The following is a 20280-nucleotide window of genomic DNA, read 5'->3' on the forward strand; positions in this document are numbered from 1 at the left end:
CACCTCCACTCGCCAGGATGCCGCGTTCTCCGCACAAAACCCCTGAAGGACGACAAGCACGAAATGGCTCAGGCCCGAGAGGGAAACTCTCGGGCCTGAGCTTTGTAGCGGGGACAGGATTTGAACCTGCGACCTCTGGGTTATGAGCCCAGCGAGCTACCGAGCTGCTCCACCCCGCGTCGGTGATTCCAACAGTACACGCGGGATGGTCCGCACTCCTAATCGCCTGGTCAGGCTGGGTTCAGGCGAAGGTGATGCCTTGGGCGAGGGGGAGTTCGGCGGAGTAGTTGACGGTGTTGGTGGCGCGGCGCATGTAGGTCTTCCAGGAGTCGGAGCCGGATTCGCGGCCGCCGCCGGTGTGTTTCTCGCCGCCGAACGCGCCGCCGATCTCGGCTCCTGAGGTGCCGATGTTGACGTTGGCGATACCGCAGTCGGAGCCGTCGGCGGCCAGGAAGCGTTCGGCTTCGCGCTGGTCGGTGGTGAAGATCGAGGACGAGAGTCCTTGCGGCACCGCGTTGTGCAGGTCGATGGCGTGGTCGAGGTCGCGGTAGGTGAGGACGTAGAGCAAGGGGGCGAAGGTTTCCTCGCGCACGATCTCGGTCTGGGCGGGCATCCGCACGAGGGCGGGGCGCACGTAGTAGGCGTCGGGCCCGCCGACGGGGACGCGTTCGCCGCCGCAGAGCAGTTCGCCGCCGTCGTTTCGCGCGCGTTCGATCGCCGCGTCGAGGGCGGTGTGCGCGCGGGCGTCGATCAGCGGGCCGACGAGGACGCCTTCGTCCAGCGGGTTGCCGACGGGGAGTTGTTCGAAGGCGTGCCGCACCCGCTCGATCAGGAGATCGACGACGTCGGCGTGCACGATGAGGCGGCGCAGGGTGGTGCAGCGTTGGCCCGCGGTGCCCGCGGCGGCGAAAACGATGGCGCGCGCGGCCAATTCGAGGTCGGCGGACGGGGTGACGACGGCGGCGTTGTTGCCGCCGAGTTCGAGCAGGCACCGGCCGAAGCGGGCGGCGACCCGCGGTGCGACCTGACGGCCCATGCGCACCGAACCGGTCGCGCTGACGAGCGCGACCCGTTCGTCTTCGACCAGTCGCGCGCCGATCTCGGCTCCGCCTTGGATCAGTTGGTGCACTTCGGGATCCGCGTCGACGGCGGCCGCCGCGCGGCGCAGCAGCGTGTGGCAGGCCAAGGCGGTCAGCGGGGTGGTCTCCGACGGCTTCCAGACGACGGTGTCGCCGCAGACCAGGGCCACGGCGGTATTCCACGCCCACACCGCGACGGGGAAGTTGAACGCCGAGATCACCCCGACGACGCCGAGCGGATGCCAGGTTTCCATGAGCCGGTGGCCGGGCCGCTCGGAGGGCATGGTGCGCCCGTAGAGCTGACGGGACAGGCCGATCGCGAACTCGCAGATGTCGATCATCTCCTGGACTTCGCCGAGCGCCTCGGCGGTGATCTTGCCCGCCTCCAGGGTGACCAGTTCGCCGAGTTCGGCCTTGTGGGTGCGCAGCAGGTCGGCCAGCGCGCGCACGACGGCGGCGCGCGCCGGGGCGGGGACCGTGCGCCACCGGGTGAAGGCGTCGGCGGCGCGGGCGATCGCCGCGTCGGCTTCGGCGACGGTGTGCGGGGCCAGGGTCAGCAGTTGCCCGCCGGTGATCGGGGTGCGGGCGACGAGGTCGCCGGGCGCGGGCGGTTCGGCACCGAGCGCGCGCAGCAATCGTTCGGCACGCGAGGCGAGTTCGGGGGTGAGCCGGTCATCGAGGGTGTGTGTCATGTGTGCTCCGCTGGTTGCTCGCGCGGGCGTGTCCGCGCCGGTGGGAGGGGCTCCAATTCACTGATAAGTCATTGTTCCGCTGCGACTTTGGTTCGATCATGTTGCCGGATGTGAACGAGTCGACTTTTTCGCCACGAGCAGCGTCGGCTGGGTTAGCCTTCGCTGATGGCGGATACACCGGCAAGACCCGTTCTCGATGACATCGATCGCCTGCTGATTCGCGAGTTGATGTCCGATGGTCGCGCCACTTTGTCGAACCTGGCCGAGAAGGCGAGCCTATCGGTCTCGGCGGTGCAGTCGCGCGTGCGCAGGCTCGAGGCGCGCGGGGTGATCCGCGGCTACACCGCGCACGTCGATCCCGAGGCGCTGGGGCAGTTGCTGTCGGCATTCGTCGCGATCACTCCTCTCGACCCGTCCCAGCCCGACGACGCTCCGGCGGTGCTCCAGCACATCCCCGGCATCGAGGCGTGCCATTCGGTCGCGGGTGACGAGAGCTACGTGCTGCTGGTGCGGGTGGCCTCGCCGCGCCACCTCGAGCAGTTGCTCCAGGAGATCAGGGCCACCGCGAACGTGCGGACCCGGAGCACCATCATCCTCCAAACATTCTACGACAGATAGTTGATCACGGTAATTTATCCGACGATCTGTAGAGAATCCGTAAATCTTTCCGTACGCTACGGGTGTGACCCTCGAACTGGAGCGCACCCGAACGGGCGGTGACACGGCATCGGTCACCCCCGCCGCACGGGTACACGAGACGCTGTCGGCCCACATCCTCGCCGACGGCTTCGACCTGGTCCTCGACCTCCGGGAATCCCGGGGCCGGACCTTGGTCGACGCGCGCGACGGCCGCGCCTACCTGGACATGTTCGGCTTCTTCGCCTCCAACGCGCTCGGGATGAACCATCCCGCGTTGGCCGAGGACCCCGACTTCCGGGCGGAACTGGCCGCCGCGGCGATCAACAAACCGAGCAATTCCGACGTCTACACCGTTGAGATGGCCCGATTCGTAGACACGTTCGCCCGCGTCCTGGGCGACCCGCGCCTACCGCACCTGTTCTTCATCGACGGCGGCGCGCTCGCGGTGGAGAACGCCCTCAAGATCGCCTTCGACTGGAAGAGCCGCCACAACGAGGCCAACGGTCGCTCACCCGAACTCGGGACCAGGGTGGCCCATCTCACCGGCGCCTTCCACGGCCGCAGCGGCTACACCCTGTCGCTGACCAACACCGACCCGATCAAGACCGCGCGTTTCCCGCGTTTCGACTGGCCGCGCATCCGGACGCCGTACCTGGTCGAAGGGCGCGACATGGCCGCCGCCGAGGCCGCGGCGCTCGACGCCCTGCGCGCCGAATTCACCGAACATCCGCACGACACAGCGTGTTTCATCGCCGAACCGATCCAGGGCGAAGGCGGCGACCGGCACCTGCGCCCGGAGTTCCTGCGCGCTGTGCAGCGCCTGTGTCACGACAACGACGTGCTGTTCATCCTCGACGAGGTGCAGACCGGCGTCGGCACCACCGGAACCCCCTGGGCCTACCAGCAGCTCGGGCTGGCGCCGGACGTCGTCGCCTTCGGCAAGAAGGCCCAGGTCTGCGGGGTGATGGCGGGCGGCCGGGTGGACGAGGTCCCCGACAACGTCTTCGTGGTCGGCTCCCGGCTCAACTCCACCTGGGGCGGCAACCTCACCGACATGGTCCGCTCGCGCCGCATCCTCGAAGTCCTCGAACGCGACGACCTGATCGCCGCGTCCCGTCCGGTCGGCGACCATCTGCTCACCCGGTTGCGCGCACTGGCCGACGACCATCCCCGCGTCAGCGAACCGCGTGGTCGCGGGCTCATGTGCGCGATCGACCTCGCCACGCCGGACCTGCGCGACGCGGTCGTCACGGCGCTGCGGGAACGCGAGAACGTGCTGATCCTCGGGACAGGGGAGCGCGGGCTGCGATTCCGCCCGCCGCTCACCGTGACCGTCGCGGAGATCGACGCGGCGGTGGACGCCATCGAACGCGTGCTGGCGACCATCGACTGAGCCGTCAGCGCGGTGTGAGTCCGAGCGCGCCCTCGACGAATCGGCGCACCGTCGTCAGGCCGTCGGCCAGAGCGGATTCGTAGCCCGGACGGGCCCATCCGTCGACCTCGGCGGTGCCGTCCGCGCCCGGGACCACGCCGATCTCGGCGACCATCTCGGCGGTGGTCGGTTCGCAGACCGCCCAGGAGTAGTGGGTTTCGTCCGTCCACTGGCCGGCCCGGCGGGCGACGTAGTCGGCATCGGTGATGCCCCCGGCGGCGAGGGCAGGCCGGTCATCGATGCGATCGTCGGCCCGCAGGGCGCGCAGATACCAGCTACCCGCGTTGATCTCGATCGGCTCCATCGGTCCGTGCGTCCTCTCCTGAACTGACGCCCGCATTCTCGGCCGCGCCGCCGCAAGGCTAGCGTGACCGCTCCCGACCCGGACGCGCCGACTCGGCGACACACTCGAATCGGCGGTGCCGAAGGCGGGGACCGTCGCGCCGTGCGTACCACGAAGAGGCAGGGTCGAGCTGGCGAGAGGCGTCGCTCGAATCGGCGGTAGTCGAAGGCGGGGGAGTGTCGTGCCGTGCGCACAGCGAAGTGGTGGGGTCGACCCTGGCGAGAGGTGTCGCTCGAATCGGCGGTAGCCGAGGGCGGGGGAGTGTCGTGCCGTGTGCACAGCGAAGTGGTGGGGTCGACCTGGCGAGGGGGTGTAGCTGGAATCGGCAGTGGCCGAAGGCGGGGCTGTGTCGTGCCGTGTGCACAGCGAAGAGGCGGGGTCGACGTACGCATCCGGAAGGTACGCGTCGGGCAGCTCACACGATTGGTGCCGGCCGTGCGGGCGCGGCGGGGCTAGGCTGCGTGGGAGGCCGGTGCCGGGTGCGGTCACCGTGACCTGGACTTTCGTTGGCGCGGTCCGTCATTCGAGGTCCGGCCCACTCCGGCGGCACACCTGGCGGCGTCTATCGGGGTGAGCGGGAGGTTCACATGGGGGATACGCGGTTCGGCCGCTACCGGCTCGAACGGCTGCTCGGCAAGGGCGGCATGGGGCAGGTCTGGCTGGCTCGCGACCCCGACGGGACGCGGGTCGCGCTCAAACTGCTGCCCGTCCACCTGGCCGCCGACGACGAATTCCGCACCCGCTTCGAGCGCGAAGCCGAACTCGCCACCGCCTTGCGCGACCCGCATCTGGTGCCGATCCACCGGCACGGCGAGGTCGACGGACGGCTGTTCATCGAGATGGACTACGTCGAAGGCGTCGACCTCGGGGCTCGGATCGCCGAGAGCGGACGGCTCGAACCGCGGGCCGCCGTGGCGATCATCGCCCAGATCGCCGCCGCGCTGGACGCCGCGCACCGCGTCGGCTTGGTGCACCGCGACGTGAAACCGTCCAACATCCTGGTCCGGCCCGACGGGTACGCCTACCTGATCGATTTCGGGATCGCCCGCCGCGAAGGAGAAGCCGGCGTCACCGCCGCGGGCATGGCCATCGGCACCTGGGCCTACATGGCCCCGGAACGCTTCAGCGGCGTCTCCGACCCGCGCACCGACATCTACTCGCTGGCCTGCGTCACCTACGAATGCCTCACCGGACGCCGCCCGCACGGCGACACCGACCCGGCCCAGCAGATGCGCGGCCACCTCCTGCTCGACCCCGCGCTGCCCTCCGCCGCGAACTCCGCGATCCCCGCGACCCTCGACCTGATCGTCGTCCGCGGCATGGCGAAGGACCCCGCCGAGCGGCCCGGCACCGCCGGGGAGTTCGCCCGCGCGGCCTGCGTCGCGCTGGGAATACCCGCCCTGCCCGCCGCAGCCCCGACCTCCGTCCCGCCCGCCGCAACCCCCTCGCCCGTCCCGCCCGCCGCAGTTCGGACGTCCGTCCCGCCCGCCGCAGCTTCGCCCCCCGCCGCCCCGACCCCCGCTCCGCCCGCCGCACCTTCGTCGTCCGTCCCGCCTGCCGCAGGCTCGTCGCCCGCCCCGCCCGCCGCAGCTCCGCCCGCCGCAGCTCCGCCCGCCGCAGCTCCGCCCGCCGCAGCCCCGACGCCCACGAAGGTGCTGCCGGAACCCGGACCGCCCCCGACGCGAGTGGAGACCTTGCTACACCCGCCCGCCGCGCCTTCGCCGACCCCGGGCCGTCCCGGTCACGTGGAACCCGCTTCCTACCCCGTAGCGCCCGGTCCCGAAGGTTCCGCCTATCCCGCCGCCGGCCGCGGCGGTCCGCCCTCGGTGGGCAGTCACCCCGGGGCGGCCGGTCGGTCCGCTGCCGGTCGCGGGGGTCAGGCAGCGGCGGGAAATCACCCCGGTGCCGCCGCTTATCCGGTCGTGCGCCCCGCGCCGTCTGCCCGCCCGGGGCCGGCGCGCCCGGCGACGCCGCCCGCCCGACCCCCGGCCATGAAACCCCGTTCCGCTCCGGCGAACCGGGGCTGGGCACGGCGCGCGGGCTGGAAGCGCCCCCCGCCTCCGCCGCCCAGGCGCAGGCGCAAGCGCGGCGGCGTGCTGTCGAAGGTGATCGGTGCGCTGACGGTGATCTTCCTGGCACCGTTCGCGTTCGCGGCGGGCTGCTTCGCGCTCATCGCGACCGGTACCTCGACTTCGGACGACACCGCCGCCCCGCCCCCGGCGGTCACCGAGGCGAACCAACCTCCGCCGTGGGATTCCGTCGACACCCCCGCTCCGGCGGGGACGGCCGTGCGCGACGGCAAATTCGAGTTCGCGGTGACCGGCGTCGAGTTCGGGGTGAGCCGGATCGGGATGCAGTCGGCGCAGGGTTCGTTCGTGGTGGTCGGCCTGGACGTGCGCAACATCTCGGAGGAGAAGAAGTGGTTCCTGCCGTTCGGGCAGAAACTGGTCGACGGCGCGGACCGGGTGGTCGAGCACGACACCACCGCGACGGCGTGGCAGAACGTCCGCCACGGCAGCGACTACTCCTTCGAGCTGGCGCCGGGCCAGTCCGCGCGCACCCAGTTGGTGTTCGACGTGCCCGCCGACCTCACCCCGGACCACCTGGAACTGCACGATTTCGTGTGGTCCGGCGGTGTGGCCGTGCGGTTGTGAGCGCTCAGGCGGCGCTGACGGTGGTCGCGAGCGCCGTGTGGGTGGCGGCCCGGCCGATTTCCAGTGCCGAGAGCAGCAGGTCGGTGTCGCGGGAGGCGCTGTCGATGTCGGGGGAGCCGACCGGCGGATGGATCTGCATCGCGGCGGTGCCGAGGTGGGCGGTGAAGCTGTCCTCGGCGGCCTGCTGACCCGAGCGCGCCAGCCACGAGCGGTATGCGCCGGGCGCGGTCAATCGCAGGTAGCCGCCCGCGAAGATCTGGTGCAACCGCGGTGCGGGCGGGCGGAGTTCGTCGGTGCGGCGGGTGCGCAGGATCAGCGCGTGGGTCGCGCCGTCGCGCATCGCGATGCGGATCGGCACCGATTCCGACAGTCCGCCGTCGAAGTAGCGGGCGTCGCCGACGGTGATCGGCGGACCGGCCAGGATCGGCAGTCCGGCCGAGGCGCGCAGCGCGCGTTGCAGACTGCGCTGGTCGACGATGTGCGAGTGCAGGTCGACCGCGAGTCCGGTGCGGATGTCGGTGGCGATCGGGTGGAAGGTGGACGGGTTGGCCAGGATCGCGCGAAAGTTCATCGGCGCGATCCGCTCGTACACCTGGTGCACCAGGTAGCGCAGGTCGAAGGCCGCGCGGCCGCGCAGCATCCGACTCGGGGCGACGGTGCGGCGGAGGATCTCGGGATCGGTCCAGGTCCGCATGCCGGGCGCGGCGCCGCCGGACAGGAACCACGCGCCGTTCAGCGCGCCCGCCGAGGTGCCGTAGACCCCGTCGAAGATCGAGCCGAGCCCCATCTCCTCGAGCGCCAGCACCATACCGCCCGCGTACACGCCGCGACTGCCGCCGCCTTCGATGACGAGCACCACCCGGTGACCGTCGGGAGACTCCCGGTGGGACAGGCCACGACTCGCCGCATCGCGGCGGGCGCGGATCACCTCCGCCACACCGGGCGCGATGGGTGAGCTGGTCATCCGCTCACGATACGACAGCACGGTGACGCGTATCGGTCGCCCGGGAATCGGTTACGCGGCTCGCAGACGACGAAAGCGGGTGCCGACGCGCCGTCGGCACCCGCTTCCGCGATGAGCTACTTGATCTCGGCCAGGACGGTGCCCTGGGTGATGGCCGCGCCCGCCTCCACCGCGAGACCGGTTACCACACCGGCCTTGTGCGCGTTGACCGGGTTCTCCATCTTCATCGCCTCGAGCACCGCGATCAGGTCGCCGGCCTCGACGGTCTGCCCTTCCTCGACGGCGACCTTGACGACGGTGCCCTGCATGGGCGCGGTGACCGCGTCGCCGGAGGCCGCGCCGCCGCCCGCGCCACCGCGCTTGCGCGGCTTGGGCTTCTTGCGGATGACACCGGCGCCGTTACCCGCCGCCGCGCCGCCGCCGACGCTGAAGTTGCCGGGCAGCGAGACCTCGACCCGTCGGCCGCCGACCTCGACGACGACCTTCTGCCGGGGCAGGTCCTCGTCGTCGTCCTCGCTGACCCCGCCGGGGGTGAAGGGCTCGACGGTGTTGACCCACTCGTTCTCGATCCACTTGGTGTAGACGTCGAACTTCTCGCCGTCGCCGATGAACGCCGGGTCCGAGACGATCGCGCGGTGGAACGGGATGACCGTGGCCAGGCCGTCGACCTCGAATTCGGCGAGGGCGCGGCGGGCGCGCTCGAGCGCCTGGGTGCGGTTCTCGCCGGTGACGATCAGCTTGGCCAGCATCGAGTCGAACTGGCCGCCGATGACGCTGCCCTCGACCACGCCGGAGTCGACGCGCACGCCGGGGCCGGTGGGCTCGCGGTAGACCGAGACCGGGCCGGGGGCGGGCAGGAAGCCGCGGCCCGCGTCCTCGCCGTTGATGCGGAACTCGAAGGAGTGGCCGCGCGGGGTCGGGTCCTCCTTGATGGCGAGTTCGTGGCCTTCGGCGATGCGGAACTGCTGGCGCACCAGGTCGATGCCCGCGGTCTCCTCGGTGACCGGGTGCTCGACCTGCAGGCGGGTGTTGACCTCGAGGAAGGAGACGGTGTCGCCCTGGACCAGGTATTCCACCGTGCCGGCACCGTAGTAGCCGGCTTCCTTGCAGATGGCCTTGGCCGAGGCGTGGATGCGCGCGCGCTGGTCATCGGTGAGGAACGGCGCGGGGGCCTCCTCGACGAGCTTCTGGAACCGGCGCTGCAAGGAGCAGTCGCGGGTGCCCGCGACGATGACGTTGCCGTGCTTGTCGGCGATGACCTGGGCCTCGACGTGGCGGGCCTTGTCCAGGTACTGCTCGACGAAGCATTCGCCGCGGCCGAAGGCGGCGATCGCCTCGCGGGTGGCCGACTCGAACAGTTCGGGGATCTCCTCGATGGAGTGCGCGACCTTCATGCCGCGACCGCCGCCGCCGAAGGCGGCCTTGATCGCGACCGGGACGCCGTACTGCTCGGCGAAGGCGACGACCTCGTCGGCGTTCTTCACCGGGTCCTTGGTGCCCGCGGCCATGGGGGCCTTCGCGCGTTCGGCGATGTGCCGGGCGGTGACCTTGTCGCCGAGGTCGCGGATGGACTGCGGCGAGGGGCCGATCCAGATCAGGCCCGCGTCGAGCACGGCCTGGGCGAAGTCGGCGTTCTCGGAGAGGAATCCGTAGCCGGGGTGCACGGCGTCGGCGCCGGACTTGGCGGCGGCGTCGAGGAGCTTGTCGAACACGAGGTACGACTCGGCCGAGGTCTGCCCGCCGAGGGCGAAGGCCTCGTCGGCGAGTTTGACGAACGGTGCGTCGGCGTCGGGTTCCGCATAGACCGCGACACTGCCGATTCCGGCATCCTTGGCCGCCCGTATCACGCGCACGGCGATCTCGCCTCGGTTAGCTACGAGTACCTTCGTGATCCGCGCGCTGGCATGGCTGGGCACTGAGCCTCCTGTTGCAATCTCTTTACGTCGCTTCGCGGGGGTGGTGGCTGCGAAGGCTCCGTTCCCGTGGTCGACAACTTACGTCTCGGGGCAGTGTAGGCAGTGTGCCAACAGCCGCCGAACTCGGATAGACCTACTGATAAGTAGGTCGAGCGTCACACTAACCGGCCGGACGCGGTTCAACCACAGTTCAGCGGGGTGGGATCTACCGAGATCGGCCGCGCCGGGTAGTGACAGGCGCCACCCCGGGTTCAGTCCCCTTGGCAATGGGCATGCGCACCGAATTGCCCCATTCGATCCAGGAGCCGTCGTAATTGCGCACGGTCGCGAAACCCAGCAGACAGGTCAGCACGAACCAACTGTGGCTGGAGCGTTCGCCGACGCGGCTGTAGACGATCAGGTCGTCGCGCCCGGCGAGGTCGGCGTAGATCCCGTCCAGGTCGACGCGGGAGCGGAACCGTCCGTCGGCGGCGACGGCGCTGGTCCACGGGATGCTCAGCGCGGTGGGGATGTGACCGCTGCGCAGCGCGGGTTCCTCACGCCGGTAGGGGTCGGTGGCGGCCGCGCCCGTGTATTCGTCGGCGGAGCGCACGTCGATCAAGGGTTTGCCCAGGTGGGCGAGGACCTGCTCGCGGAAAGCGCGCTCGCGGGTGTCGTCACGGCGCACGGTGGGGTAGGCGCTGCGGGCCGGGGCCGGCGGCTCGAAGGTGGTGTCGCGTTCCTCGGAGATCCACGCTTCGCGTCCGCCGTCGAGTAGTCGCACGTCCTCGTGGCCGAACAGGGTGAACAGCCACAGTGTGTGCGCCGCCTGCGCGTTGTTCCGGTCGCCGTAGACGACCACGGTATCGTCACGCTCGATACCCCTGGCGCGCATCAGTTCGGTGAATCGAGCCCCGTCGATATAGTCACGGGTTACCGGGTCGTTCAGGTCGCCACGCCAATCGATCTTGACGGCTCCGGGAACGTGGCCTATGTCGTAGAGCAGGACGTCCTCGTTGGACTCGATGACCTTGAGTCCGGGCGTGCCGATGTTTGCCGACAGCCACTCCGTGGTTACTAGTCGGTGAGGATGTGCGTAGGTACCGAATGACGGATGAGGGTCCGGGGCAACGGGCACGATATGAGGTCCTTCACGCGAGGTAGTCGGGTGGTTACGGCGTTCGAGTCGCATCGCGATGGTAAGTGTGGGACGAAAGTGAAACTCGTTTCAGATCCACGAATCGGCTGAATGGGCGAATAAGTCGCACCTACATCCGATAAAGTCTCTCGGGAGGAGGGGTGAGCTATGTCCGATTCTTGGCCGCGGCGGCGACTGCTCGCGATCCTACGTGGCGCAGGTGAGCCCCTCGATGCCCAAGAACTGGCCAGAATTACCGGACAGCACGTCACCACGGTTCGATTTCACCTCGACGTTCTCACCAAGGATTCGCTGGTTCGTCAATTCCAGCAGCCGCCGCGCGGCCGCGGCCGTCCGCGGATCGGCTATACCGCGGTGCAGCGATCCGTCGGTTACCAGGAGCTCGCGCAGGTGCTCGCCGACCAACTCGGTCCCGACTCGCGCGCGCGGGCCGAAGCGGCCGCCACGGCCGGTCGGGCCTGGGGCGCGACGCTCGACGCGGGCGACCATCCGGTGGAGTCGTTGGAGGACGCCAAAGACGTCACAGTGACATTGCTCTCCGAACTCGGGTTCGCCCCCGAACGCGACCCGGCCGTCGACGGTGAGAACCAGGTCCAGGTCCGGATGACGGCCTGCCCGCTGCGCGATCTGGCGCGCACCCACTCCGAGGTGGTGTGCGGAGTGCATCTCGGGCTGATCCAGGAAGTGCTGGACCGCAACGGCGCGCGCGGCGAGGTCGGCGTGCGACTGCTCCCGTTCGTGGAGCCCGATCTGTGCGTGCTGCGCCTGGAACGCTCGGCGCAGCGCCGCGAGGCCGCCCCGGTGCCGCTGGGAGCCGACGAAGCCGTACGGGAACCGTCCCTCGCGCCGCCCTCAGGGGGCCGGGTGGCCCCACAGTTGCGCAATGCCGAGGCCAACGTCGCCAAGCAGTCGGCGCAGCAGTGGTAGCCCGATCCCGATGACGCTGGACGGGTCGCCCTCGATCCGTTCGACGAACCACCCGCCGCGACCGTCCAGGGTGAACGCCCCGGCGACCTGCAACGGTTCGCCGCTGGCGATATAGGCCTCGAGTTCGTCCGGTTCGGGTTTGGCGAAATGCACGGTGGTGGCGCTGCAATCGGTGGCCGTGCCGACGACGCGGCCCTCGCGGACCCGCAGGACGCAGTGCCCCGTGATCAATTCGGCGCTACGGCCCGCCATCGTGGCCCAGCGCGCCCGCGCCACCTCGGGGGTGTGCGGTTTGCCTTGGAGTTCGTCGTCGACCAGCAGCATGGAATCGCAGCCGACGATCACACAGTCCGCGCCGATCTCGCCGAGATCGGTGGCCGCGATCGAGGCGGCTTTGGCGGCGGCCAATTCGGTGACCACGCCGCGCGGCGGTGTGCCTGCGGGTAGGGCCGCCGCGACGGCGTCCTCGTCCACGTCGGAGATCCGCACCACGGGTTCGATTCCCGCGGATCGGAGCACCGCCCGGCGGGCGGGGGAGGCGGAGGCCAGGACGAAGTACGTCACCTCCGCGCTCCGCGAGCGCTGGAGCGGGGGACGGGCCGCACGGGCCCGGAAACGCGCGTGCGCTCGCGGAGTTTCACGTCAGCGCAGGTGCGACAACTGCGGGAAGGCGTACGGCGAGAACGGCGAGGTGCCGCGGTGCATGAGGGTCGGACGGCCCCACGCGTCGCCGGGACCGGAGTCGAGGACCGCTTCGCCGCCGCCCGCGCTGAGAACGCAGATTAGCGCCGCGATCTCGACGTCGGTGGGCGACCCCTTCACGATGCGAATGGCCGGCCGATCCCCCGCGCTGTCGGCGTCGGCGGTCTCGGTGACCGTCGCGACGTCCTCGGTGATCGGATCGACTGTGAGATCCAGTTCGGCGGCGGTCAACACATCTTCTTCTGCCACGGTCGTCACGGTGCCAGATCCTCTCTCTACCTCGATCGGGCGTGGGCCTGGGGCCTACGCCGGTCCTCGATGTCTCTGGATGACGCCGTCACCCTCGGATCCACCCATTGTCTCCGGATACCCGTGCGGGCGCGCCGCACGCGTGCCCCGACAACAAGTGTGCGCGGCTCACAGAGCGTATCGCGGAATCACAGCGGGATGTTGCCGTGCTTCTTCGGCGGCAGGGTGACCATCTTGCGCTCGAGCAGTCGCAGCGCGGAGACGATCTGACCGCGGGTGTGCGAGGGCGGGATGACCGCGTCCACGTAGCCGCGCTCGGCGGCGACGTAGGGGTTCACCAGGGTGTCCTCGTACTCGTTCTGCAACTCCAGACGCAGGGCTTCCACGTCGTTGCCCTCGGCCGCGGCCTGCTGCAACTGCTTGCGGTAGACGAAGCCGACCGCGCCGGAGGCGCCCATGACGGCGATCTGCGCGGTGGGCCACGCGAGGTTCACATCCGCGCCCATGTGCTTGGAACCCATGACGTCGTAGGCGCCGCCGTAGGCCTTGCGGGTGATGATGGTGATCTTCCCCACAGTGGCCTCGCCGTAGGCGTAGAGCAGCTTCGCGCCGCGCCGGATGATGCCGTTGTACTCCTGGCCGGTGCCGGGCAGGAAGCCCGGAACATCGACCAGGGTGATGATCGGGATGTTGAACGCGTCGCAGGTGCGCACGAAGCGCGCGGCCTTCTCCGAGGCGTCGATGTCCAGGCAGCCCGCGAACTGGGTGGGCTGGTTGGCGACGATGCCGACGCTGCGGCCGTCCACCCGGCCGAAGCCGACGATGATGTTCATCGCGCGCTCGGCCTGCACCTCGAGGAATTCGTCGTCGTCGAGCAGACGCGCGATGACCTCGTGCATGTCGTAGGGCTGGTTCGGCGAATCCGGGATGATCGTGTCCAGTTCCAGGTCCTCGTCGGTGAGCGAGTCCTCGATGGCGCCGGTGATCGGGTCGGTGGCCGGGAAGCGCGGCGCTTCGGCGCGGTTGTTGCTGGGCAGGTAGGACAGCAGATCCTTGACGTAGTCCAGGGCGTCCTGCTCGCCGGAGGCGACGTAGTGCGCCACACCGGATTTGGTCATGTGCGTGTGCGCGCCGCCCAGATCCTCCATGGTGACGTCCTCGCCGGTGACCGTCTTGATGACGTCGGGGCCGGTCACGAACATCTGGCTGGTCTGGTCGACCATGACGACGAAGTCGGTCAGCGCGGGGGAGTAGACGTGCCCGCCCGCGGCCGGGCCCATGATCAGCGAGATCTGCGGGATCACGCCGCTGGCCTGGATGTTGCGGTGGAAGATCTCCCCGTACAAGCCCAGGGAGACCACACCCTCCTGGATGCGCGCGCCCGCGCCTTCGTTGATGCCGACCAGCGGGCGGCCGGTCTTGAGCGCCAGGTCCATGACCTTGACGATCTTCTCGCCGTAGACCTCGCCGAGGCTGCCGCCGAAGACGGTGACGTCCTGGCTGAAGATGCAGACGTCGCGGCCGTCGATGGTGCCGTATCCGGTCACCACGCCGTCGCCGAGCGGGCGCTGCTTGTCAAGGCCGAAGTTGACCGAGCGATGCCGGGCCAGGGCGTCGAGTTCGACGAACGAGCCTTCATCCAGCAGGGCCAGGATGCGTTCGCGGGCGGTCATCTTGCCCTTGGCGTGCACCTTGTCGACCGCGGCCTCACCCATCGGGTGCTGCGCCTCTTCCAGCCGATTCCGCAGGTCAGCCAGCTTCCCGGCGGTGGTGTGGATATCGGGGGAACCCGCCGAACCTGCTGCGGGCTGCTGCTGGACACTCGTCATGTCCCGGAGTGTAACCAGAGACCGGGGGTCACCGGAACCCGGTACTGGCTACCCGCCAGTAGTAAAACCCCAGCTAGATACGGTTGCGGAAGGATTTCTGGCCGAAAATCGCTGGTCGATCAGGGGTCCGAATTCTTCGGTTCTCACAACGGATCCGGATCGTCGCTGTCGAATTTCCCTGGGCGATATTCGTCACTCCGAGCCCGCGACCGCGATATCCACCGCGGCGCGCGAACGCGAATTCGGCGGTGCGGACATTACCGTCCTCGTCGCACGCGCAGGCGCGAATCGCGCGACGACGCGCCGAGGGATTCGCGCCGATTTCCGCCCCGCGCGATCGGGTTCCGCACCGGGCGGGGGAATCCCGGCGGATCGCCCGATCCGGGTAGCGTGCCACGGGTGAGCTCCCCCTCCCCGCACTCCCCGGAATCCGTTCGGCAACCCGTCGACGTCGACCGGTTGCGTCAGGCCGTGGCCACCGCGCTGCCGCTGTTCGACAGCGTCGAGGTGGTCGAGTCCACCGGTTCCACCAACGCCGATCTGATGGCCCGCGCGGCCGCCGGGGAGCAGCGGTCCGCGGTCCTCGTCGCCGAAGCGCAGCAGGCGGGCCGGGGTCGGCACGCGCGCAACTGGGTCAGCCCGCCGCGCGCCCAGATCTCGCTGTCGATGCTGGTGCACCCGCGCGAGATCGATCCCGCCGCACTGGGCTGGCTGCCGCTGCTGACCGGAATCGCCGCGGTGGACGCGCTGCGCGGCGTCGCCGGGGTCGACGCGAAACTCAAGTGGCCCAACGACGTCCTGATCGGCGCGCGCAAGGTCGCGGGCATCCTCGCCGAGGTCGCGGTGTCCGGTCCGAGTCCGGCGGTGGTGATCGGCGTGGGGGTGAACGTCTCCCTGTCGGAGGCGGAGTTGCCGGTGCCGCACGCGATCTCGCTCGCGCTGGCCGAGGCGCGGACCCTGGACCGCACCGACCTGATCCTGGGACTGCTCACCGAATTCGACCGCCGCTTCACGGCTTGGCGCGCGGCGGACTGGGACGTCGCCGACCTCGCCGCCGCCTACCGCCCGCGCTGCGCGACCCTGGGCGCGCGCGTACGCGCCGAACTGCCCGGCGGCGAGGTCCTCACCGGCATCGCCACCGACATCGACGCGCACGGCCGCATCGTCATCGACTCGCGCGCCATCTCCGCGGGCGACGTCACCCACCTGCGCGCGGAGTACTGACGCCCGGCCCCCGAGCCGCGGCCGTACCGGGCCGGGCGATGCGGGGTTCGGGCGATGCGGAGTTCGGGTGGCACCGAGCCCAGGTGGCACCGAGTTCGGCGCGGCATTCACTTCCGGGCTGTGCCGAGCCCCGGGCGGTATCGAGGCTCGGCGCGTCCAGGACCGGGGATCAGACGGGCTGGGGGGCCTTGGCCCGCGCCGCCTCCCTGGCCAGCATCTTGTCGCGCTGCTCCTCGAACTTGACCACGTCCTGCTCGAGCTTCTCCAGGAACACCGCGAGTTCCTCGCGCGACTGCTCGCCGCGCGGCCCGAAATCGTCGCGGTCGAAGATGTTCCACTTCTTCAGCACCGGTTGCACCACCTCTTCGAGGTGCTGGCGCAGATCGTAGATGCCGTGCTTGGCCATCATGACGCCGTTGCGGCGGAAGTTCGGCATGGTCGCGCCCGGCATGACGAAATTGGTGAGCACCCTGGTCAGGGCCGCGACGGCCTGGTCGGGCACCAGGTCCAGGGCCGCGCCGCACAGGTTGCGGTAGAAGATCATGTGCAGGTTCTCGTCGGCGGCGATGCGCTGGAGCATCCGGTCGGCGACCGGGTCGTCGCAGACCTTGCCGGTGTTGCGGTGGCTGACCCGGGTCGCCAACTCCTGGAAGGTCACGTAGGCGACGTTGACCAGGAATCCGCCCCAGTCCTGCGGGGCGTTCGCGCCGGTGGTCATGTGGATCATCCGGGCTTGTTCCAGGGCCACCGGGTCCACGCCGCGGGTGACCACGAGGTAGTCGCGCATCACGATGCCGTGCCGGTTCTCCTCGGCGGTCCAGCGGCCCACCCAGGTGCCCCAGGCGCCGTCCTGGGAGAAGTTCTGCGCGATCTCGCGGTGATAGGAGGGCAGGTTGTCCTCGGTGAGCAGGTTGGTGATCATCGCGATCTTCGCGATCTCGCTCAGCCCGGATTGCTCGGGGGCCCAGTCCGTCCCGCCCATCGCCGCGAAATTGCGGCCCTCGTCCCACGGCACGTAGTCGTGCGGGTGCCATTCCTTGGCCATCGACAGATGCCGGTTCAGGTTCTGTTCGGCCACCGGCTCCAATTCGGTGAGGATCTCGAGTTGGGTCAGGTCCTTGCTCACGCGTGCCTCCACGTCGTCTAACCGTCGCGCCGTTGTCGACGGGTGGATTCGGGCAATATAAAACCCGGCGTGCCCGTGCGCTGGGGAACCGGACCATACTGTGAAAACGGACTGTCCGCGAGCGTCGGTGTGGGGCATGTGGACAGCGCTTCGAGGTAGGGTGCGGTCATGGGTTATCCGGAGGATGTGCTCGCGCCGGACGAGCAGTTGTTACTCCATCGCCATCCGCATTGGAAGATGTTGTTCTGGCCCGCCGTCACGTTGGTGCTCGCCACGGCGGTGGCCGGATTCGCCGCGGGCTACGTCTCGCGCACCACCGAGGGCACCACGCGCACCGCGTTGCTGGTGGTCGTGCTGGTGCTGTGGCTGGCCGTGATCGGGTGGCGCTGCGTCGCACCGATCGTCAGCTGGAAGTCGACGCATTTCATCATCACCGAACGCCGGGTGCTGATCCGCCAAGGGGTGCTGACCCACACCGGGATCGATATCCCGATGAACCGGATCTCCAGCGTGCAGTTCCGGCACGGGATCTTCGACCGCCTGCTGGGCACCGGCACCCTGATCATCGCCTCCTCCTCCGATGAACCCCTGGAATACGACGACATCCCGAATGTCCAGAAGGTGCACGCGCTGCTGTACCACCAGGTCTTCGAGGTGGATCGGGGCACCGTGGGCGGGCGCGGCGGCTATCGCGGCGACGGCGAGTACTGACCAGCCCATGATCGCCGACACCCCCGGGGCGCGCACCGTGCCGCCGCAGGCAGGCATCCGTAATCTGTGTCCATGACCGCCGTACTGCTGGCCGAAGACGACGAGGCCATCGCCGCGCCGCTCTCGCGAGCACTCGGCCGCGAAGGCTATTCGGTCACGGTGGAGAGCTTCGGTCCCGCCGTCCTGCGCCGCGCCCTCGAAGGCGATCACGACCTGCTGATCCTCGATCTCGGCCTGCCCGGGATGGACGGGCTCGAGGTGTGCCGTCAGGTGCGGGCGCGCGGGGCCGATCTGGCCGTGCTGATGCTGACCGCGCGCACCGACGAGGTCGATTTCGTCGTCGGACTCGACGCGGGCGCCGACGACTACGTCGGCAAGCCGTTCCGCCTCGCCGAACTGCTCGCGCGGGTGCGGGCGCTGTTGCGGCGCAGCGGAATCGGCGACGAAGCCGTGGAGGTCGGCGGCATCCGGCTCGAACCCGCGGCCCGCCGCGTGCTGGTCAACGGTGTCGAGATCGGGCTGGCCAACAAGGAATACGAACTGCTCAAGGTCCTCATCGACCGCGCGGGGCAAGTGGTGCCGCGCGAGACGATCCTGCGCGAGGTCTGGGGCGACGCGGAACTGCGCGGCTCCAAGACCTTGGATATGCACATGTCCTGGCTGCGTCGCAAGATCGGCGACGAAGGGCCGATGGCCGAACGCCGCATCGTCACCGTGCGCGGTGTCGGATTCCGACTGAACACCGACTGACGTGCGCCGCCGCATCCTGCGCTCGATGCTGACGGTGCTCACCATCACCACGATGGTGCTCGGCATCCCACTCACCTACACCGCGTGGCTGTGGGTGGAGGACATCACCCGCAACGACTTGCAGAACCGGTTGCAGCGGGTGGCGGCCGAGGTCATCGCCCAGGAACAGCCGGACGGGATGGTGCCCGGCGATCTCGACGTCCGCGCCGCGCAGGCGCTGGTCCCGATCGGCGGCAAGCTCACGATCGTCTACCCGTCTCCGCAGGACAACGCCACCCGGGTCGACATCGGAGTGCCCGAGGTCGACGATCCGCTGGTGGAGTCGCTGTCGATGGGCACACTCGGATCGCTGCGCTTGGAGGTGCCCTCCGCGCCGATGCACGCCACCCAGCGGCAGGCCGTCGCGGTGGTGGCGCTGGCGGTACTGGCCTCCCTCGGCGCGGCGGTGACGATCGCCGTGTTCACCGCGCGCCGGGTCGCCGACCCGTTGCGCGACGTGGCGGCCCGCGCCGCGCGCCTGGCGATGGGCGATTTCCGGCCCGACCCGCGCAGGCACGGCATCTCCGAACTCGACCGCGTCTCCGATGTGCTCGACTCGGCCACCGTCGAGATCGCGGGCCGTCTGCAACGCGAACACGCGCTGGTCGCCGACGTCTCCCACCAGTTGCGCAGTCGGTTGACGGCGGTCCGGTTGCGCCTGGACGAACTGTCCGCGCACAAGGACCCCGAGGTCGTGCACGAGGCCGAGGAGGCGATGGCCCAGGTCGACCGGCTCACCGAGGCGATCGACGACCTGGTGCGCGCCTCCCGCGACGAGGACGCCGCCGACCGCGACCCGATCCCGGTGATGAACGAACTGCGCGGCGTGGTCGAGGAGTGGAAGCATCCGTTCACCGAGGCCGGTCGCACGCTGGTGCTCACCGGCGACGATTCGCTCAGCGCGCCGATCACCGCGTCCCGCCTGCGCGAGGCGGTCACGGTGCTGGTTGACAACGCGCTCATGCACGGCGGCGGCACCTGCACCGTCTCGGTGCGCACGGTGCGGCCCGGCAACGCCAGGGAACCGCTGGTGTGCGTGGAGGTCGCCGACGAAGGGCACGGGGTGCGCGACGAACTGGCCCCGCACATCTTCGATCGCGGCTTCTCCGCGGGCGGGTCGACCGGTGTCGGTCTGGCCTTGGCGCGTGCGTTGATCGAAGCCGACGGCGGCAGGCTGGAACTGCAACGCCGCAGGCCCGCGCTGTTCGCGGTGTTCCTCGGCTCGTTCGCGCCGATCCGCCTCGGGGCCTCGGTGACCGAACCGCGTTAGCGGCGGTCCAGATGCTCCTCTTCGAGCATCTCCTCGAGATCCTCGACCATCTCGGTGATCTCGTCCGGGAACACCCATCGCCGCATCGCCCAGAACCGGAACGCCATCTGCAACAAGTTGCCGATCACGAACGCGCTGACGAAATCGGCGATGTTCTCCACGGTGAAACTCACCGCGGGCTGCCGCAGGTCGAAGACGTAACTCGAGATCCACAACGGGATATTGCTCAGCGCCACGCCCACACCGCTGACCACGAAGAACAGCAGCGCCTCGTGATGTTTCTCGCGTCCGCCGCGGTTCTTGAACGACCATTCGCGGTTGAACACGTAGGAGGCGATGACCGCGATCACGCCGGAGATGATCTTGGCGGTGACCGGTTTCTCGCCCAGAACGGTCCACTTCAGGGCGTAGAAGATGCCGCTGTCGATGACGAAGGTCGTCGCGCCGACGATCGCGAACTTGATCAGCTCGTGGTGGCGGTACGACAACTCCCGCAGGGGGCTGGGGAGGGCGTTGACCACGCCGTCGACAAAAGACACAAGGGCCGAGTGTACCGGTAGCCGTCATTACCACCTGACATGACAAGATTGGTGAAC

18 protein-coding genes and 1 tRNA gene are annotated in these 20280 nt (G+C 69.5%); 8 read left to right on the plus strand and 11 right to left on the minus strand.

Annotated elements, in window-relative coordinates; translation table 11 throughout:
• Window positions 1–105: 105 nt before the first annotated feature.
• Together ON30_RS05555 and amaB are read right to left on the minus strand one after the other, a co-directional pair.
• Window positions 106–179 (minus strand) — tRNA-Met (locus ON30_RS05555).
• Between the two features lie 62 nt (window positions 180–241).
• Window positions 242–1771 carry an L-piperidine-6-carboxylate dehydrogenase gene (gene amaB / locus ON30_RS05560; RefSeq protein WP_040704680.1) on the minus strand — a complete coding sequence of 510 codons (1530 nt, stop codon included), beginning with the start codon at window positions 1769–1771 and terminating at the stop codon, window positions 242–244.
• A gap of 165 nt (window positions 1772–1936) precedes the next feature.
• Here amaB and ON30_RS05565 point away from each other — a divergent pair, with 165 nt between their 5' ends.
• Together ON30_RS05565 and lat are read left to right on the plus strand one after the other, a co-directional pair.
• Window positions 1937–2389, plus strand: coding sequence for an Lrp/AsnC family transcriptional regulator (locus ON30_RS05565; protein ID WP_040704681.1), 453 nt, complete (start codon window positions 1937–1939; stop codon window positions 2387–2389).
• 64 nt (window positions 2390–2453) lie between these two features.
• Window positions 2454–3803: an L-lysine 6-transaminase gene (gene lat / locus ON30_RS05570; RefSeq protein WP_040704682.1), complete on the plus strand. Its 1350-nt coding sequence runs from the start codon at window positions 2454–2456 to the stop codon at window positions 3801–3803.
• Between the two features lie 4 nt (window positions 3804–3807).
• Here lat and ON30_RS05575 read toward each other — a convergent pair whose 3' ends face one another.
• The gene (locus ON30_RS05575) at window positions 3808–4146 is read right to left on the minus strand and encodes a hypothetical protein (protein WP_040704683.1); all 339 of its coding nucleotides are present in this window, start codon (window positions 4144–4146) and stop codon (window positions 3808–3810) included.
• Window positions 4147–4772: 626 nt separating this feature from the next.
• Between ON30_RS05575 and ON30_RS35890 the strand changes: the two genes are divergently transcribed.
• Window positions 4773–6839, plus strand: a complete 2067-nt coding sequence (locus ON30_RS35890; RefSeq protein WP_051028961.1) for a serine/threonine-protein kinase — start codon at window positions 4773–4775, stop codon at window positions 6837–6839.
• 4 nt (window positions 6840–6843) lie between these two features.
• Here the strand turns inward: ON30_RS35890 and ON30_RS05585 are convergent, their stop codons facing one another.
• The 3 genes from ON30_RS05585 to ON30_RS05595 all read right to left on the minus strand — a co-directional run bounded on the left by ON30_RS05585 (window position 6844) and on the right by ON30_RS05595 (window position 10836).
• Window positions 6844–7803 (minus strand): patatin-like phospholipase family protein, encoded by a 960-nt coding sequence (locus ON30_RS05585; RefSeq protein WP_040704684.1) that lies wholly within the window; start codon window positions 7801–7803, stop codon window positions 6844–6846.
• 116 nt (window positions 7804–7919) lie between these two features.
• Window positions 7920–9719: an acetyl/propionyl/methylcrotonyl-CoA carboxylase subunit alpha gene (locus ON30_RS05590; protein ID WP_040704685.1), complete on the minus strand. Its 1800-nt coding sequence runs from the start codon at window positions 9717–9719 to the stop codon at window positions 7920–7922.
• Window positions 9720–9924: 205 nt separating this feature from the next.
• Window positions 9925–10836, minus strand: coding sequence for a sulfurtransferase (locus tag ON30_RS05595; RefSeq protein WP_040704686.1), 912 nt, complete (start codon window positions 10834–10836; stop codon window positions 9925–9927).
• Window positions 10837–11004: 168 nt separating this feature from the next.
• Between ON30_RS05595 and ON30_RS05600 the strand changes: the two genes are divergently transcribed.
• Complete coding sequence (locus ON30_RS05600; protein ID WP_040704687.1) at window positions 11005–11784, plus strand: helix-turn-helix transcriptional regulator; 780 nt, start codon at window positions 11005–11007, stop codon at window positions 11782–11784.
• On the opposite strand, the gene ON30_RS05605 is transcribed toward ON30_RS05600, so the two are convergent.
• The 3 genes from ON30_RS05605 to ON30_RS05615 form a co-directional block, all read right to left on the minus strand.
• On the minus strand, window positions 11710–12348 hold the full coding sequence (locus tag ON30_RS05605; protein ID WP_040704688.1) for a Maf family protein: 639 nt from the start codon (window positions 12346–12348) through the stop codon (window positions 11710–11712). The genes ON30_RS05600 and ON30_RS05605 overlap by 75 nt on opposite strands.
• 78 nt (window positions 12349–12426) lie before the next feature.
• Window positions 12427–12744, minus strand: coding sequence for an acyl-CoA carboxylase subunit epsilon (locus ON30_RS05610; RefSeq protein WP_040704689.1), 318 nt, complete (start codon window positions 12742–12744; stop codon window positions 12427–12429).
• Window positions 12745–12923: 179 nt separating this feature from the next.
• Window positions 12924–14564, minus strand: a complete 1641-nt coding sequence (locus ON30_RS05615; protein ID WP_040704690.1) for an acyl-CoA carboxylase subunit beta — start codon at window positions 14562–14564, stop codon at window positions 12924–12926.
• A gap of 390 nt (window positions 14565–14954) precedes the next feature.
• Here ON30_RS05615 and ON30_RS05620 point away from each other — a divergent pair, with 390 nt between their 5' ends.
• Window positions 14955–15788, plus strand: coding sequence for a biotin--[acetyl-CoA-carboxylase] ligase (locus ON30_RS05620; protein WP_373282499.1), 834 nt, complete (start codon window positions 14955–14957; stop codon window positions 15786–15788).
• Between the two features lie 169 nt (window positions 15789–15957).
• On the opposite strand, the gene ON30_RS05625 is transcribed toward ON30_RS05620, so the two are convergent.
• The gene (locus tag ON30_RS05625; protein ID WP_040704759.1) at window positions 15958–16914 is read right to left on the minus strand and encodes an acyl-ACP desaturase; all 957 of its coding nucleotides are present in this window, start codon (window positions 16912–16914) and stop codon (window positions 15958–15960) included.
• Between the two features lie 168 nt (window positions 16915–17082).
• Here ON30_RS05625 and ON30_RS05630 point away from each other — a divergent pair, with 168 nt between their 5' ends.
• The 3 genes from ON30_RS05630 (at window position 17083) to ON30_RS05640 (ending at window position 19684) form a co-directional block, all read left to right on the plus strand.
• On the plus strand, window positions 17083–17625 hold the full coding sequence (locus tag ON30_RS05630; RefSeq protein ID WP_040704692.1) for a PH domain-containing protein: 543 nt from the start codon (window positions 17083–17085) through the stop codon (window positions 17623–17625).
• 72 nt (window positions 17626–17697) lie between these two features.
• Window positions 17698–18375: a response regulator transcription factor gene (locus ON30_RS05635; protein WP_040704693.1), complete on the plus strand. Its 678-nt coding sequence runs from the start codon at window positions 17698–17700 to the stop codon at window positions 18373–18375.
• A 1-nt stretch (window position 18376) separates the two neighbouring features.
• Window positions 18377–19684 (plus strand): sensor histidine kinase, encoded by a 1308-nt coding sequence (locus tag ON30_RS05640; protein ID WP_040704694.1) that lies wholly within the window; start codon window positions 18377–18379, stop codon window positions 19682–19684.
• On the opposite strand, the gene ON30_RS05645 is transcribed toward ON30_RS05640, so the two are convergent.
• Window positions 19681–20223 (minus strand): GtrA family protein, encoded by a 543-nt coding sequence (locus tag ON30_RS05645; RefSeq protein WP_040704695.1) that lies wholly within the window; start codon window positions 20221–20223, stop codon window positions 19681–19683. The genes ON30_RS05640 and ON30_RS05645 overlap by 4 nt on opposite strands.
• Window positions 20224–20280 lie beyond the last annotated feature (57 nt).

It is taken from the genome of Nocardia takedensis NBRC 100417, from assembly GCF_000308695.1.
GTDB classification, from domain to species: Bacteria; Actinomycetota; Actinomycetes; order Mycobacteriales; family Mycobacteriaceae; genus Nocardia; species Nocardia takedensis.